Below are 16,176 nucleotides of genomic sequence, written 5' to 3'. Positions count from 1 at the left end.
GGCCAGGTCACTCATCGTGAACGCGGTGCCGCCGAGCTCGTAGGTACGGTTGTCGATCGGTTCCTCGGCCACGACGGACGCAGCGGCGGCGGCCAAGTCGACGACGCCGTTCGCCAGGACGCGGTAGCCGGAGACGTTGGCGTGCCAGGTGTACTCCGTGGTGCCGGTCTCGCGCCGGTAGGTGACCCACACCGAGTACGGGGCGACGTCTGGTCCGCCAACGATCAGGCCATACGTGAGACCGGCGAGGTCGTGACCGAGGCGGATCCGTGAGATGCGCGCGGTGCGCCAAGCGGGGGGTGTAGCGGTGTCCGTCCGCGCGTCGGGCCTGTTGAACACGGTATGCCCTCCTCACGCCCTCGCCGCGGCCGCCAGCCGTCGGCCGCGCCCACGCCCCGCTGAACGGCGAGTTTGCCGTCGACTCGACCGTGTGCCATCTCGCCTACCAGGTCGCTGTCGACTTCGGCTTCGTGGCCGTCGACGCCATCGCCGACCTCCTCCCCCAGGAGGAGTCCCTCGCCTTGGCCAAGCGCATGGGGTTCTGCGACTGCGGCCAGCTCACCCTTGACGACGCCGACCTCACCCGCAGCGCCTTGGGCGCTGCGGCAGCCGCCGACGTGACCGCCTGCCAGGGCCCGGTGCTCGCCGCGATCGACTACGCGCACCGCACCTTCGGATGCGCCGGGCTCAGCGCCCTGGTCCACGAGCTCACCGACGGCCAGCGGGCGACCTTCGAGTCTCCTGCCCTGACGGCGCTCCTGGCCCGGGTCCGCGCGGCCCACCGCGCAGAACACGGCCACGCCGGTCACAGCCGGGTCCCCGACGCGGTGATGTGGCCACGCACCGCCGCATCCTCCATGCCCGAGCTCATCCCGCACCCCTGGCCTGCGACACGGCAACGCCCCCGGGGTCGCTCAGTCGCACCGAGAGCCGACTGGCCCGGAAGCCGACGTCTGAACAGGCGCTTCGTTCAGTCCAGATACCCGACCTGCTCCCCGAGCCCGGGACCCTGCCCGACAACCAGCCGACCACCGTGGCTGCGGCCTGGTCCCTGTCCCTGGACCGCGCCGACCAACTCCGCCCCTCGGGCCTGGCCCGCCCCATGCTCCAGCTCGCCGCGATGCTCGACCCCAACGGCATCTCCCATGAGGTCCTCACCAGCGACCCAGCCTTCGCACACCTCGCGGCCCACCAGGCCGTCCCGGGCAGTGACAGACCTGCCCCAGAATCCCCCGCCGTCTCCACCGAGGAGGCGACCGGCGCGCTGCGCGTCCTGCACCGCATGAGCCTGATCGACCACATCCCCAACACCCCGCACCAGACCGTGCGCGTCCACCAACTCATCCAACGAGCCATGCGCGACCGGCTCCCGGCCGACCTGTACAACCAGTTCGCACGCACCGCCGCCGACGCCCTGCTCGCCGCCTGGCCCGACATCGAACGCGACACAGATCTCGCCCAATCCCTGCGTGCCAACACCGACGCCCTCACCCGCCACGTCGAGGCGCTCTGTGGGGACCCGACGGCCACCACTGGGTGCTCTCTCGTGCCGGACGAAGTCTCGGCAGGAGTGGACAGGTCAGAGCGGCAGCAATCCACTATCAACGCCTCGCCGACGCCGCATGTCGACACCTCGGCCCAGATCACCCCGACACACTTGGCGCCCTCAGCTGCCTGGCAGTGTGGTGGGGCAATGCGGGTGATGCGGCGGGTGCCGCAGAGGCATACGCAGCACTGCTGCCCGACCTGGTGCGGGTGCTGGGCCCGAACCACAGCAGGGTCTTGTCCCGCGGAACAACCTCGCCGCCTGGCGCGGCCGGGCCGGGGATGCAGCGGATGGCGTCCATTAACGACGGCGAGCAGGTCGTGCCCGGCGGCCGTCAGGCGCACCGCCCAGCGCACCGGTCGGCCCTCCCACGCCGACAGCTCCGCATTCGTCTCCCGGCCGGCCGTCTCCACCAGCCCCTCCCCCAGAACCCGCACACTGCGCCGCGTCGACGGCGCGGCAGCGTCCAGCACCCAGCCGCGATGGAACCGGACCACTATGCGGACGCCCGAGGACGGGCCGCGCCCGGGCTCCGCACGCATCGGCGTATGGAGCCCGGGCGTTCGACAGGGGTGCAAGGGATAGCCGGTTCCGGCCGGTCTGACTCTCTCCACTGGCAGGGCTGAGGCAGATGGGGCGGGGAGCCCGAAGAGGCGGCCGCTCTGGCGACGAGCCGCATCACCGGCCGGACTCCGTTGCGACGCAGGCAACGAGAGCATCGGCCTCGCAGGCGCCCGCATCGGCACCCTCGTCGCCGTCGCGCCTGACGCCTCCCGCCGCCCTGCCAATTGGCCCACGGGCTGGGAAGTGGCCGTTCACCCCGACGGGACGGGAACCCTCGTCTGGGCCTTCTCCTCACCGTAGATCAGGGTCCGACCGTTGCTCGCAGGGAGAACAGCGAAGTGGCTTGTTGCGAGTTCGTGTTAGTGAGAGTCCCTCGGTGGCCGCAGCGAACCGGAGCGATGGGGAATCTGACCACGATTGGACGGGGGCGGGAACCATGTAGGGCTACCAGGCGTACGGATACGTGTACGGCATGTAGTTTTTTCAGGGCCGGGCCGGTTCGGCCCGGCCCTGCGAGAGGGGTGGGGCATGCTGGCGGAGGCTCTGGCGGCGTTGGCGGCGGCGGGCGGCGGTGCGGTGGTCCAGGCCGCGGGCACGGATGCATGGAACGGGCTGCGGCACCGGGTGGGGGAGATCTTCGGCCGTGCCGGCACCGCGCGCGCGGCGGCCGAGCTCGACCGCCTGGATCAGACCGCGCGGGTCCTCGCACCGGATGCTGCGGCGGATGTCGCTGCGCAGCGGCTGCGGCAGGAAGGCGTGTGGGCCGCACGGTTCGAAATCCTGCTGGAGGAGCTCGACGAGGCCGGACGGGAGCGCGCCGCCGCCGAGCTGCGCGACTTGCTGGTGTTCGTCGCGGCTTCGGCAAGTGCCACGGCCGTCGAGACGGGGCGGGCGGTGGCCCGTGACGGGGGCAGCGCGACCAGCGGTGTCAAGAACACCGGCGGCGGCCGCCTGGGCCCGGCGCAGGCGGTGCACACCGGGGACGCGGAAGCCACCGGGGCGGGCTCCAGCGCCGTCAGCGGCATCGTCAACGACTAGCCCCTCCTGCCACCACCAGAAATGATCAAGGAAATTCAGGGGGGGGGACGGCATGCTCCGATGGCCGTGGCGCAAGGGCGGCACCGGCAGGAGTGCCGCCCCGGCCGTGCCGGAAATCGAGGACGGCCTCGCGCCGCCGGCCGTCGGCGGCGCCCGGCCTCCCGCGCCTGCCGGACCGGCGGGCACATGGCAGGAGGTACTCCACAGCGGGAACGCCAACGTCACCGGCAGCGACGGCGCGTTCGTCAACACCGGTATCTACTCCTCCACCGTGCAGCTGCCACCCGGGGCACTGCGGCCACCGGCCGAGGTGGACGCCCCGGCGGACCTGGACGACCTGCCCCGCCAGCCGGGCCCGTTCGTCGGCCGTGGAAACGAACTCGGCCGTCTGGATGCCGCCCTGGCCGCCCCCGGCGCGGTCCTGGTCCAAGCGGTCCACGGGCTCGGCGGGATCGGCAAGAGCACGCTGGCCGCTCACTGGGCCGCCACTCGCCCCCACGGTCACGCGCCGGTCCGTTGGATCACCGCCGACAGCCGCGCAGCCGTCCGGCAGGGCCTGGTCGATCTCGCCATCGCGCTCCAGCCCGCTCTGTCCCGGGCCCTGACAGCCGAGGCGCTAGCCGAGTGGGGGCTGCAGTGGCTGGCAGGTCACACCGGCTGGCTGATCGTCCTGGACAACGTCAACGATCCCGCCGACATCGCTTCCCTGATCGCCCGCGCCCGCACCGGCCGGTTCCTGATCACCAGTCGCCTCGCCACCGTCTGGAGCGACGCCACCACGCTGGTCCGCCTCGACGTCCTCGAACCGGCCGAAGCTCTCGCCCTGCTCACCCGCACCGCCACCACCCAGCACGCCGAGCGGGACCTCGACGGCGCCGCCGAGCTGTGCGACGAACTCGGCCACCTCCCCCTCGCCATCGAGCAAGCCGCCGCCTACCTTGCCCAGAACCCGCTCACCACCCCCCGCGCCTACCTGCACCTGCTCACCCAGTACCCGGCAAAGATGTTCCGCCAAGGCGCGGCCACCACCCCCTCCGAACGCACCATCGCCCGGATCTGGAACATCACCCTCGACCGCATCACCCACCTCCAACCCGCCGCCGCCGACCTGCTGCGCACCCTCGCCTGGTACGCCCCCGACCACATCCCCACCGCCTTGGCCGCCCTGGCCGACCCGCCCGTACGCGACGAGGCGCTCGGCCTGCTCACCGCCTACAGCATGATTACCCCCGACCCGGCCACCGGCACTCTGGCCGTCCACCGCCTCGTCCAGGCCCTCGCCCGCACACCCGACCCGTCCGACCTCCACCGCGCCCCTCATCAGATCGGTCAAGCCCGCGAACAGGCCATCGCCAACCTGAGCACTTCCCTGCCGGCTTCCAGCGAGGACCCCGGCAGTTGGCGAGTTTGGCGCGCCCTGCTCCCGCACATCGAAGCCCTCGCTGACCGCACGACCGTGGACGCAGATACGGTGACCACCGTCCGGATCTTCCATGGCGCTGGGATCTTCCTCGCCGTCCAGGGCCTGCCGAACCAGGCCATCGGGTACCTTCGACGATGCCTCACCGCCCAGGTAAGGCTGCTGGGCAGAAGGCACCCCGACACCCTGGCCTGCCGCAACAGCCTGGCCTACGCCTATCGTTCGGCGGGGGACCTGGACCACGCGATCCCGCTGTATGAGCAGAACCTCAAGGCCGTGGTGTGGGTGCTGGGCAGGAAGCACCCCGACACCCTGTCCTCCCGCAACAACCTCGCTTACGCCTACCAGTCGGCGGGTGACCTGGGGCGGGCCATCCCCCTGCACGAACAGACGCTCAAGGATCGGATCCGCCTGTTGGGCACCGACCACCCCGCCACCCTGACCTCCCGCAACAACCTCGCCCTCGCCTACGAAACTGCCGGGGACCTGGGGCGGGCCATCCCCCTGCACGAACAGACCCTGAAGGATCGGATCCGCCTGCTGGGCACCGACCACCCCGCCACCCTGACCTCCCGCAACAACCTCGCGGGCGCCTACGCGTCGGCGGGTGACTTGGGGCGGGCCATCCCCCTGCACGAGCAGGCGCTTGAGGGCATGGTGAAGGTGCTGGGCGAGGCCCACCCCACCACCCTGACATCCGGCAACAACCTCGCTGGCGTCTACGCGTCAGTGGGGGACCTGGGGCGGGCGATCTTGCTGTACGAACAGATCCTCACTGATGCTCTGCGGGGGCTGGGTGAGGAGCATTCGATCACGGTGGTGGCCCGAGAAAATCTCACGTCGGCCATTGCCGAGCGAGATGGCCGCACTCCACCATCGTGACCACGGTGTTGCTCGAAAGCCGTGCTCCTGCGGGCTCTTCGCGTACTCCTGAGCGGTGGGAGGCGTTGCGCCGCATCGCGCAGAGCGGCAGGGCTGCGCGATGTGAGGCGCCGGCACCGGGAATTCGCAAGGCTCGGGTTGGCGCACGGGACGGATCGGTCCGCAGCACGCCTTTGCGGCTCGGGCTGGTGCCCGAAACGGACAGCGGCTTCATCGAACGCGAGGAGGGTGACCGCTTGGCGCGGGCGCTGGAGGCAGACCAGCGTGCCGCCGCTCGAGGCGCCAGCCAGCGCGTGCAGGGGCGGGTGGTCACCGGCACCGGGGGCGTCGGCAAGTCCTCGCTGGCCGCCCACTACTGCCACGCCGTCGCTGCCCAAGAGGTGGAGCTGCTGATGTGGGTGCCGGCCGGCACGGCCCAGGCCGTAGCCGGCTCCTACGCTCAAGCGGCCCGCACGCTCGGCCTCGCCGCCGACGGCGAAGACACCCTGCTCGCGGCGCAGCAGTTCGTGAACTGGCTGCGTACCACCACGTGCGACTGGCTGATCGTGCTGGACGACGTCCCGTCCCCCGGAGCTCTGGAAGGGCTGTGGCCGCCCAGGCAGACCCAAGGCACGGGCGGGGTGGTCATCACCACGCGAAGCCGCGAGAGTGATCTCGCCGTCCTCAGCGGTCACTCCTTCCTGCCGATCGGACTCTTCAGTCCCCGGAAGCTTTGCACCACCTCGGCGGCACGCTGCGCCGGTCGGTCCTGACTGACTCCGACGACGATTTGGCAGAACTCGCCGGCGACCTCGGTCACTTGCCTCTGGCGCTGTCACGGGCAGCCGCCTACCTCGACTACAACCCTTCCTGCACCGTCACCCGCTACCGGCAGTTGCTCGCCGACCGGCGGCTGCCCCTGGACCGGCTCACACCGGCCGTGCGCGGCAGCTTCACCGATCGCTCGCTTGCCGCCCTGTGGGACATCTCCATCGAGCAGGCCGATGAGCACACCCGTGGCATGGCCCGCCCGATGATGGAGCTCGCCGCCGTCCTCGACGGCACGGCCAGCATCCCCGACGCCCTGTTCACCACCGAATCCGCCCGCGCCTACCTCACCGATGGCAGCGGTGCCGGCCGGGACGCCGATGAACTCGACGCCGAACACACATTGGCCACCCCTGGACCGTCTCCATCTCCTCGACCACACGTCCGCCGGCGCCGGCCGTACGGACTGGCTGGTACATGTGCACCAGCTCATCCAGCGTGCCGTGCGCGAGTACCAGCCGCCCTCCGAAACCCACGACGCACGTGCAGCGCGCAGGGCAGCCGTCCTCCCGGCTTGCGCCGATGCCCTGATGGACATCTGGCCGGAGGCCGAGCAGGACCAGGAGCACGCGCAACGGCTTCGAGCCAACGCGCATGTGCTGACCGGGCATGACCTCGACGAGCCGAGTCCTCTGTGGCAGAACGAGACCGTGCACAGTCTCTTCCACCGTCACGGCGTCAGCATCGGCGAATCCGGCGGCATCCTCTCGGCAGTCAGCCACTTCGCGGCTCTCGCTCAGCTCGCGCACGAGCGGCTCGGCCGCGATCTCCCGTACACCGTGATCGTCCGTATGGAGCACGCCCGCTGGACGAGCACGGCCGGGAGCCATCGCGCCGCGGTGGCAATCCTGGAGGAGTTGGAGGATCGTCACAGCAAGCTGCACGGCCCCGACGACCCTGCCACGCTGGTGATCCGCCACAACCTGGCCGTCACCCGCGGCGAGGCAGGAGACGTTCTCGGGGCGGTCCGCGCACTCGAGGAGGCGCTCGCGGACCGGAGGCGAACGCAGGCAACGCGATCAGCGATCCTCGCGACTCTTCACAACCTCGCCTACTGGAAGGGCGCGTGCGAGGACGTGACGGGAGCGATCGGCATCTACCAGGAGCTGATCCCGCACATGGAGGAGGAGTACGGCGCCGACAACGAGCACACGCTCACCGCCCGTCACAACCTCGCGCGGTGGCAGGGCGAGTCGGGTGACGCCGGCGCCGCCATCACCTCGCTCCAGGCCCTCCTGCAGGATCGACGACGCGCGCTCGGCCAGCGGCATCCGCGCGTGCTGTTCACCCGGCAAAGCCTGCACCGCTGGCAGGGAGAGGCGGGAGAATTCGACAACGCCTTCGACGGCTACCAGAAGCTGATCCCGGACATGCGGGAGGTACTCGGCCCCGACCACCCCGAGGTGATCACCGCTCGCCACAATTTCGCCCACCTGCGAGGCAATGCCGGACACCATGCGGAGGCGGTCTCAGCGCTCGAGGAAGTGGTGGCCGACCGTGCGAGGATCTTCGGACCGCACCACCCGGACACCTTCGGCTCCCGCTGCAGCCTGGCGTTGCAGCGGGGCCAGGCGGGATTCCCCGGGGAAGCTGTGCAGGACCTGGAACAACTCCTGCGTGACCAGCAACAGCATCTGTCCGTCGGGCATCCGAACAATCTCAGTGTCCGTCACCAGCTCGCGGTCATGCGTCACCGGGCCGGAGACACTGCAGCAGCCACGTCCGCTCTCGCCGAAGTCCTCGCCGAACAGATACGCGTGCTCGGCCCCGGCCACCCCCGCACACGCGCCGCCTTCAACACGCTCGATCAATGGCAGAACACGAGCGCAGATGCCTCATCTGCTGCCGACGCCTACCGGCAGTTGCTCACCCACATCCGGCGTCACCCCGACCACGACAACCCGCTCGTCCTTGCCGTGCAGGACAGGCTCGCGATGTGGCAGGGACGCGCCGGCGACCCAGCCGGTGCAGTCCAGGTCCTCACCACGATGCTCCGCGACGCGGGCCGGCTCCTCAGCCCCGACGACCCCCTCATCCAGGTCATCGCAAACAACATCTTCGGGTGGCTGCAAGCCGCCGGACTCCCCGCCGATCAAGCCGCCGCACATGTACACCGACTGCACACTCGGCACTCCAGCCCCACTCCCGACTCACAGCTCTGAACGCCGCCACCTGCCCGCGCGCGGACCCGGTCAGCGCCGAGGGGGGCAAAAGCGGGCAGTGCTCTGTCCTCTCGGGAGCCGTCCGCTGCAGTGACGGGGACAGAGCAGTAACGCTCACAGCCGCGACCTGGCACTCCACGGCCCTCATCTTGTTCGGCCAGCGCCTCATCCTGTGCCAGCCACGGGATTTCAGGTTCCAGAGGTCAGAACCCGTCTTTGAACCCCCGATTGCACTGTCGGGCGAGTGACTTTGGGGTGCGGCTGCTCGCTCCGAAGCCCTATCCGCCCGTCAACCCTCGTGGCCGAGAAGGGCATTGGCACTCCCTGGCCACAGCAATCCCTTGAGTCGCTTTGCGCGCGGCACTCACTCTGAGTACTGGCTTCCGCTCCACGAGGGCGGAGGCGTTTCAGCGTTCAGGGGAGGACCTCCACACATGCGAAGACTCCACGCCCTTTGGGCCGTGGCAGGAGCGGCCGGGCTGCTCGCCGGGGCGGTCACGCCCGCCGCGGCCGATCCCGCGTCCCCGCTCACCCAGCTGGACACCACGCGGGCACCACACGCCGACACCCAGACCGTCACCCTCATCACGGGCGACACGGTTTCGGTCACCACCGGGCCCGACGGCAAGTCCGCCGTCGACATCGAGCGCGGCAAGGGCCGTGAGGCCGCCACCTTCCTGTCCACCGAGCGCGACGGCGAGGTCAGCGTCCTGCCGGCGGACGCGATCCCGCTGGTGAAGGCGGGCCGTCTCGATCCGGCCCTGTTCAACGTCACCCAGCTGGTGAAGCAGGGGTACGCGGACTCGAAGACCGGCACCACGCCGGTGATCGCGACGTACAAGAGCGGCAGCGTGACCCCCGAGGGCGCACGCCGGACGCTCGCGCTGCCCGCGATCGACGGGGCCGCGCTGAGCGCGAAGAAGTCGACCTCGTTCTGGACGGACATCGCCCCGGCCCTCGGCACCGAGCCCACCTCGAAGGCCGCGAAGCAGCTCGGCGAGGGCATCGACAAGCTCTGGCTCGACGGCAAGGTGCAGGCGTCCCTCGACGTCAGCGTCCCGCAGATCGGCGCACCCGAGGTGTGGCGGGCGGGCTACAACGGCACGGGCGTCGACGTCGCGGTCCTGGACACGGGCGTGGACACCGGGCACCCGGATCTGGCGGGGAAGCTCGCCGAGACGCAGAGCTTCGTGCCGGGCGAGGCGGTGCAGGACGGTCACGGCCACGGCACCCATGTGGCGTCCACGATCGTCGGCTCCGGCGCGGCCTCGGACGGCAAGCGCAAGGGCGTCGCGCCGGGCGCCGATCTGTTCGTCGGCAAGGTGCTCGACAACACCGGCCACGGCCAGGACTCGTGGATCATCGCGGGCATGGACTGGGCGGCCCACTCCGGGGCGAAGATCGTCTCCATGTCGCTGGGCGGTACGGCGACCGGCCCCTCCGACATCCTGAGCGAGACCGTCGACGAGCTGTCCGCCTCCACCGGCACCCTCTTCGTGATCGCGGCGGGCAACTCCGGTCCGGCCGAGCAGACGGTCGGCACCCCGGGCATCGCCGACTCGGCGCTGACGGTCGGCGCCGTCGACAAGTCCGACAAACTGGCCTCCTTCTCCAGCCGCGGTCCGCGCCTCGGCGACTCCGCGGTCAAGCCGGAGATCACCGCGCCGGGTGTGGCCATCACCGCGGCCCGCGCCGCCGGCACCACCATGGCCGGCAGTACACCGGTCGACGACTACTACTCGACGGCGAGCGGTACGTCGATGGCGACCCCGCACGTCGCGGGCGCCGCGGCGCTGGTCGCCCAGGCCCACCCCGACTGGACGGGCCAGCAGATCAAGCAGGCGCTGGCGACCACGGCGAAGACCATGCCGGACGCCGACGTCTTCCAGCAGGGCGACGGCCGGGTCGACGCCGTACGGGCCGTCAGTCAGGGCGTCTTCGCGACCCCGGCACTGAGCTTCGGCAAGTACGAGGAGGCCGACACCGAGGTCGCCACCAAGGACATCACGTACACCAACACCACCGACAAAGCGGTGGAGTTGAAGGTGTCCTCGTCACTTCGCGACGCCGCACTGAACGCGGACACGGTCACCGTCCCGGCGAAGGGCACCGCCACCGTCGCGGTCACGGTCGACCCGGCCAAGGAGGCGACGGGCCGGTACACGGGCCACATCACCGCGAGCGCCGACGGTGTCCTCGTCACCACCGCCATCGGCTTCGAGAAGCTGCCGAAGACCTACGACCTGAAGGTGTCGCTGCTGGGCCGCGACGGCAAGCCGTCCACGTCCGCGTCGCTCTTCATGCTGCAGGAGCTGAACGGCGCGTACGCGGACACCTACGGGTTCATCGGCAGCGGCTACACCTTCAAGGTGCCGGCCGGTACGTATTCCACGGCGTCCTGGATCTCCAGGCGGGACGCGGCCGGGCTGGAGGTCGAGACCTCGATCGTCGGTGATCCGGAGATCGAGGTCGACAAGGACACCGAGGTCGTCCTCGACGCCCGCAAGGCGGTCGAGATCAAGCCGAAGACCCAGGAGGACTCCGAGTTCCGGGGCTTCACCACCAACTGGCACCGGGAAGGCCCGGGCACCGGCCTGGGGGTGACCTACAGCCAGGGCTGGTGGACCGACCACGTCTATGTGGCGCCCACCGAGAAGGTCACCCAGGGCGAGTTCGAGTTCTCCGCCAAGTTCCGGCTGTACGCCAAGGAGCTGACGGCGAGCGTCACCGGCCCGGAGAAGTACGCGCTGCCCCTCGACTACGCGCAGACGTACAGCGGCCTCCCCGTGAAGATCAGCGGTGATCACACGGTGCGGGCGGTGGACGCGGGCGCCGGAACCGCGGCCGACTTCGAGGGACTCGACGTCAAGGGCAAGGTGGCGGTCGTCCACGTGGGCGCCGGCAAGAGGGCGGACGAGGCACTGACCAACGCGACGGCGGCCGGGGCCGGTTACGTCCTCGCCTACCAGGAGACGCCCGGGTACTGGCTCGGCTCCGTGCAGAGCATGACCATCCCGCTGATGCTCGCCACCGGCGAGGACGGCGCGAAGCTCGGCGCCCTGCTGAAGAGCGGGAAGAAGGTCAAGCTGAAGCTGAAGGGCACTCCGGTCAGTCCGTACGTGTACAACGTGATGTTCCCGCAGGTGGGGGCCGTCTCGGCCAACCAGACGTACAACCTGAACAGCTCCAACACGGTGAAGCAGACGGTTCGCTACCACGGGGCCCGGGCCGGTGATGTCGGCAAGGACGCCGTGTACCGGTTCCGCCCCTGGCAGGGGGCCGACATCGCGACCAGCACCAACGTGCAGCTCGGCACGGAGCGCACCGAGTACTACAACGTCTCCGACACCCGGATCTGGCACGCCGTCTATGCCAACTGGAAGGCGACCCAGCCTCAGTGGGGTCTCGTGCGGACCTTCGACAAGGCGGGCAAGCAGCCCGCCGAGGACTGGCTGAGCCAGGTCGTCCGCCCGGCGACCGCCCAGCGGTACGGCCTCTCCCAGCGCACCGGTGACAAACTCTCCTTCCGGATCCCGGAGTTGAGCGATTCCGAACCGGGCCACTACGGATCCGTGGACAACGTCCTGGACACCGCGAAGGGCAAGCTGTACGCGGACGGGCAGTTGGTCGGCGACACCGCGCTCGGCGGCTACGGCACCTTCACCGTCCCGGCGGCGAAGTCCTCGTACCGCCTCGTGGTCGACGCACAGCGCACGGCCGACTGGGCGTCGTACTCCACCGGCACCCACACCGAATGGTCCTTCGCCTCGGCGCACACGGACCAGCAGACGGCACTCGGGGTGCTCTCGGTCGACTACGACGTGGCCGGGATCGACCTCCTCAACAGCGCCGAGGCCGGGCACACGTCAAAGCTCGGCCTCTCCCTCCGGAACCAGTCGGGCGGCGTCACCGCCGGTTCCCTGAAGGCCTGGGTCTCGTACGACGACGGCACCTCCTGGAAGGAAGTGAAGGTCAAGAACGGCAAGGCGGAGCTCAAGCACCCGAAGAAGGGCGCCGGGTTCGTGTCGCTGCGCGTACGGGCCTCCGACCGGGACGGCAACACGGTCGACCAGACGGTCGTACGGGCGTTCGGCCTGAAGTAGACGACCGCCGCCAAACATTGCGGAAATTCTCAACAAAGATCGTCTACCGTGCCGGGCCGTGGTGAACACGGCATACCACACGGCAAGGGAGACCCCTGCCGCGAGCCCCTGGGCCGCGGTGGGGGTCGCCGCGTTCGACAAGATGTTGTACCAGGCCATCCTCAACCAGCCCGACGCCGGCGCGTCCGGCTGGGCGCTGCTGACCGGTGCCTCCCCGGCCCGGGTCCTCGAGTCCTGCAACCGGCTGTTCACGCTCGGGCTCCTGCAACCACCGGACTCCATGGGCGGATTACGGGCGGTCGACCCCCGGGTGGCGATCCGCGCGCTGATCCGGCGGCGCGAGACGGAGTCCGAACTGCTGGCCGCCACCGCCGAGGAGATGGCGACCACGTACGAGGCGGGGCTGCTTCGCGAGGAGCCGTCTAAGGGCTGTCCCGCTATTCGCGCGTCCGCACCCCTCGTGTGGTACAGCGACACTGACCGGGCGGCCGACTGGCCAGATCGGGCTCCAGGAATCCGGTTGGGCCCGCCCGCGGACGATGCGTACCCTGTCGGACCATGTGCTACCACGCGTTCAACGGCGCCTTCCGGCACTACGTGTGCATCGCATGCCGGCTCTCCTTCAAAGGCAGCACATGGCCGATCCGGAAGCGCATCTGTCCTGGCTGTCGTGAACAGCTCGTCTTCGCCGGCTACGACTTCGCCGCGCCCCGGCGACGCGACACGAAGGCATGGTCCGTCGTTGCGACTGTGCTCGCGGAGGGGCTGACCTACGATCACCGCCCTGGCTGCGGCTGCTCGCGGCTCCCCTCCTTCCGACCCCGGACCCGAGCTCAGGTGCGTGTCCGGCGCCGCGCAGCCGAGCGGCTGGGCCTGCCTCTGTCGGTGACCCTCGCTCGCCGCGACGCCTTCACCTCGGAGAGCCGCGACGAGCAACCGCCCCCTCCGTCGGCCGCGAAGCGCGATACGACCTGAGCGCCGCGTCGACGCCCAATGCCGCGCTGGCCATGTGAGCGGTCAATACGTGGTCCGCCCTGAGAAGATCCCGCTGTGGCTGGAGTGATCACGGCAGCGGAACCGTCCTGGATATCCCCGTCCACTGGGCTGCGCTCGCGCGACTTTCGAAAGCTGGTCACGCTGTTACGCCGAGAAGGCGCCGATCGGACTCGCCGAGGGCGTCCCTGGTCACTGCCGCTGGAAGATCGAGTGCTCCTGGTCGCCGGGTACTGGCGGACCAACCTGACGTTGCGGCAGCTCGCCCCACTGTTCGGCATCTCCAAGTCATCCGCCGACCGGATCATCGACCACATCGGGCCGCTGCTGGCACTCAAGCAGCGGCAGCGCTTCCACGCCGGCACCGTGCTCATCGTCGACGGCACGCTGGTGCCTACCCGCGATCACAGCATCGCCGAGCAGTCCAAGAACTACAGGTACTCGACCAACCACCAAGTGGTCGTCGACGCTGACACACGGCTGGTCGTCGCGGTCGGACGACCAGTGCCGGGCAACCGCAACGACTGCAAGGCGTGGGCAGAATCGGGTGCGAGGGCAGCCGTCGGCAGGACCACGACCATCGCCGACGGCGGCTACCAGGGCACTGACCTGGTGGTCCCTCATCGCCGGCCCGCGGGCGGCGAACTGTGCGGATGGAAGCAGGAGCACAACCGCTCCCACAAACAGGTCAGGGCCCGCGTCGAGCACGTCTTCGCTCGCATGAAGACCTGGAAGATCCTTCGCGACTGCCGACTCAAGGGCGACGGCGTCTACTACGCGATCCTGGGTATCGCCCACCTGCACAACCTTCGCCAGGCCCGCTGATCGGACGGCCGCCCGGCTACCAGGAGCGGACAAGATCAATTGCGGGACAGCCCTTAGAAAGACTGCGCCGCTACGTGGCGCCAGCAGGCGGTGGTCACAGCCAACCGGACATTTGATCCCCGTGAGCACCAACAAGCATTCAGGTGCTGGGTTTGCGGATGATGCCTGTGAATCCTGCGACGAAGAGGGTGAGGAGTGCCCAGCCTAGGGCTTGCAGGAGGAGCATGCCCAGGTAGAAGGTTTGCACGCATCCGCTTCCACTCTTGGTAAGCGTGCAACTGCCATACGTCGCGAATCTCAGCAGAGGTAGCGTGTGGTTAACTGTGAAACCGATGGTCTCGACAACGCTGCAATGGCGACCATCGCTGGGATGGATTAGCAGCCCTTTAGATTCCGCGAAGACTATGGTAATGCAGGAAACGACCAGTACGCCGACCAACCCTGCGAAGGCGTGGCCAGGCCGATAGCCGTACCGCACGGTCCAGCCAGAGACCCAATGCCATGCCTTGGACGCCTGGTTCAGGGTTGCGCGGGAAGCGTCCTGCTGGGCGATGAGGACCTTCTTGGCTTGCTCTTCATCTCCGGCATTCCGGTACGCCTCCGCCAGCTGTCGATAGGGCTGTGGCGCGTATTGGGGCATGCATTTCTGCAGTACATTGAGCCAGAGATGGGGCTCGGTCTCAGTATCGGTCGCTGTGGGTTTAGGTCGGTAAGTGAGACCGTTCAGCTGCAACTGTGGCCTCTCATTCTCCGGCTTGCCGAAGGATTCTGTCCAGAATGCGTGGTTGAAAAGGGACAGCTGACCGTGCACTCGAGCGTGACGCAGGTCGAGAATGAGCCGTTCCCATTTTCGTTGGTCACTGACCCATCTACGGTCAGATCGCCGGCGATCTGTGAGCCTGGCATATGGAGGGTGGCGAGCTCGCTGTGGCCGGTGGCCGTCAAACCGTCCAGGACGACGTCGCTGTCGACTCTCAGTCGTTCTGCGCGGAGAGCAGGACCGCCGCCCGTATTGGTCAGGCTGGCTTCGATCCTCTTGGTGCCTCTAGTCGAGAGTCGGCCGGAGAAGTGCGCGTCCAGGAACCGTACGGCGCCGTGCTCGCCTGTACCCGTAGCCTTCAGATTACCGATGACGATACTTCCACCGACTCGGAGTCCGTCGCCGGCTAGAGCGGGCCCGCGGTCGTTTTTCAGGACAGCTTCGGCCAAGTTGAGTTGCTGGCTGATGTGCGCGTGCATGATTCGGACAGCCCCGAATTCACAGTTGCCGTTGGCCGTCATGTGGTCCAGAAAAACTGAAGCATCGGCCTGGAAAGCTGGGCCGTCACTGTTGTGCAAGTAGGCATGGCTCATGGATAGCTGGCCGGTTAGGTGCGCATCCGCTAGCCGTACTGCACCGTGCTCACCTTTGCCGACAGCCCCGAGGCTGTCCAGGCTGGTCATGCCCTCCACCCGGAGCCCATCCGCGTGTAGGGCTGCGCCCGCCATGTTGAAGATGAAGGCCTTTCTTCTTGTGCTACTCGTTATGCTCAGCTGTCCGCTGACATGGGCTCCAGACAAGCGCACTGCACCGTGCTGACTGTGGCCTGTGGCATGCAACTCGTCGAGGAAGCCCGTGCTGTCGACCTTCAGATCATCAGCCTGAAGGGCGGGTCCAGTTTCGTTAAGGAGAGTGGCGCTCGTAATCCTGAACCGCCCGGTGACGTGGGCGCCCTGCAATCGCACCAGCCGCCTCGCGCCGTATCGGCGTCGCCCCGGTCCTGCCGCGATTGCGGCGCATGGGCGCTGGTGGTCAGCTCCGGCCGCTGCCGGGGGTGTCAGAACTGGCACGACAAG

The 16,176-nt window shown here is 68.9% G+C and carries 12 protein-coding genes and 1 pseudogene; 9 read left to right on the top strand and 4 right to left on the bottom strand.

The window, feature by feature from the left end:
* Window positions 1-339, bottom strand: a 339-nt coding sequence (locus ACWD4O_RS46250) for a hypothetical protein (RefSeq protein WP_451289103.1), incomplete at its 3' end; no start/stop codon positions are given.
* Between the two features lie 337 nt (window positions 340-676).
* On the opposite strand from ACWD4O_RS46250, the pseudogene ACWD4O_RS46245 reads away from it, so the two are divergent.
* The 5 genes and pseudogenes from ACWD4O_RS46245 to ACWD4O_RS46225 form a co-directional block, all read left to right on the top strand.
* A pseudogene (locus tag ACWD4O_RS46245) lies at window positions 677-1,312 on the top strand (hypothetical protein); the annotation flags it as partial.
* 224 nt (window positions 1,313-1,536) lie between these two features.
* Window positions 1,537-2,172: a tetratricopeptide repeat protein gene (locus ACWD4O_RS46240; RefSeq protein WP_451289102.1), complete on the top strand. Its 636-nt coding sequence runs from the start codon at window positions 1,537-1,539 to the stop codon at window positions 2,170-2,172.
* A gap of 466 nt (window positions 2,173-2,638) precedes the next feature.
* Window positions 2,639-3,148, top strand: a complete 510-nt coding sequence (locus ACWD4O_RS46235) for a hypothetical protein (protein ID WP_451289101.1) — start codon at window positions 2,639-2,641, stop codon at window positions 3,146-3,148.
* Window positions 3,149-3,200: 52 nt separating this feature from the next.
* Window positions 3,201-5,450: a tetratricopeptide repeat protein gene (locus ACWD4O_RS46230; RefSeq protein ID WP_451289099.1), complete on the top strand. Its 2,250-nt coding sequence runs from the start codon at window positions 3,201-3,203 to the stop codon at window positions 5,448-5,450.
* A gap of 188 nt (window positions 5,451-5,638) precedes the next feature.
* Window positions 5,639-6,202: an NB-ARC domain-containing protein gene (locus tag ACWD4O_RS46225; protein WP_451289098.1), complete on the top strand. Its 564-nt coding sequence runs from the start codon at window positions 5,639-5,641 to the stop codon at window positions 6,200-6,202.
* 62 nt (window positions 6,203-6,264) lie between these two features.
* On the opposite strand, the gene ACWD4O_RS46220 is transcribed toward ACWD4O_RS46225, so the two are convergent.
* Complete coding sequence (locus tag ACWD4O_RS46220; RefSeq protein WP_451289097.1) at window positions 6,265-6,597, bottom strand: hypothetical protein; 333 nt, start codon at window positions 6,595-6,597, stop codon at window positions 6,265-6,267.
* A 190-nt stretch (window positions 6,598-6,787) separates the two neighbouring features.
* On the opposite strand from ACWD4O_RS46220, the gene ACWD4O_RS46215 reads away from it, so the two are divergent.
* The 4 genes from ACWD4O_RS46215 to ACWD4O_RS46200 all read left to right on the top strand — a co-directional run bounded on the left by ACWD4O_RS46215 (window position 6,788) and on the right by ACWD4O_RS46200 (window position 14,340).
* A complete protein-coding gene (locus ACWD4O_RS46215; protein ID WP_451289095.1) occupies window positions 6,788-8,419 on the top strand; it encodes a tetratricopeptide repeat protein in 1,632 nt (543 codons plus the stop codon).
* 434 nt (window positions 8,420-8,853) lie between these two features.
* Window positions 8,854-12,522: a S8 family peptidase gene (locus ACWD4O_RS46210; protein ID WP_451289094.1), complete on the top strand. Its 3,669-nt coding sequence runs from the start codon at window positions 8,854-8,856 to the stop codon at window positions 12,520-12,522.
* Window positions 12,523-13,080: 558 nt separating this feature from the next.
* The gene (locus ACWD4O_RS46205) at window positions 13,081-13,497 is read left to right on the top strand and encodes a hypothetical protein (protein ID WP_451289093.1); all 417 of its coding nucleotides are present in this window, start codon (window positions 13,081-13,083) and stop codon (window positions 13,495-13,497) included.
* Between the two features lie 75 nt (window positions 13,498-13,572).
* The gene (locus ACWD4O_RS46200) at window positions 13,573-14,340 is read left to right on the top strand and encodes a transposase (protein ID WP_451289092.1); all 768 of its coding nucleotides are present in this window, start codon (window positions 13,573-13,575) and stop codon (window positions 14,338-14,340) included.
* 139 nt (window positions 14,341-14,479) lie between these two features.
* Here ACWD4O_RS46200 and ACWD4O_RS46195 read toward each other — a convergent pair whose 3' ends face one another.
* Window positions 14,480-14,980 (bottom strand): hypothetical protein, encoded by a 501-nt coding sequence (locus tag ACWD4O_RS46195; protein WP_451289091.1) that lies wholly within the window; start codon window positions 14,978-14,980, stop codon window positions 14,480-14,482.
* Between the two features lie 83 nt (window positions 14,981-15,063).
* A complete protein-coding gene (locus ACWD4O_RS46190) occupies window positions 15,064-15,783 on the bottom strand; it encodes a hypothetical protein (protein WP_451289090.1) in 720 nt (239 codons plus the stop codon).
* Window positions 15,784-16,176 lie beyond the last annotated feature (393 nt).

This window comes from Streptomyces sp. NPDC002623 (assembly GCF_053592635.1).
Note: the sequence above shows the minus strand (reverse complement) of the source record. Positions and strands in the feature narration are given on the sequence as shown.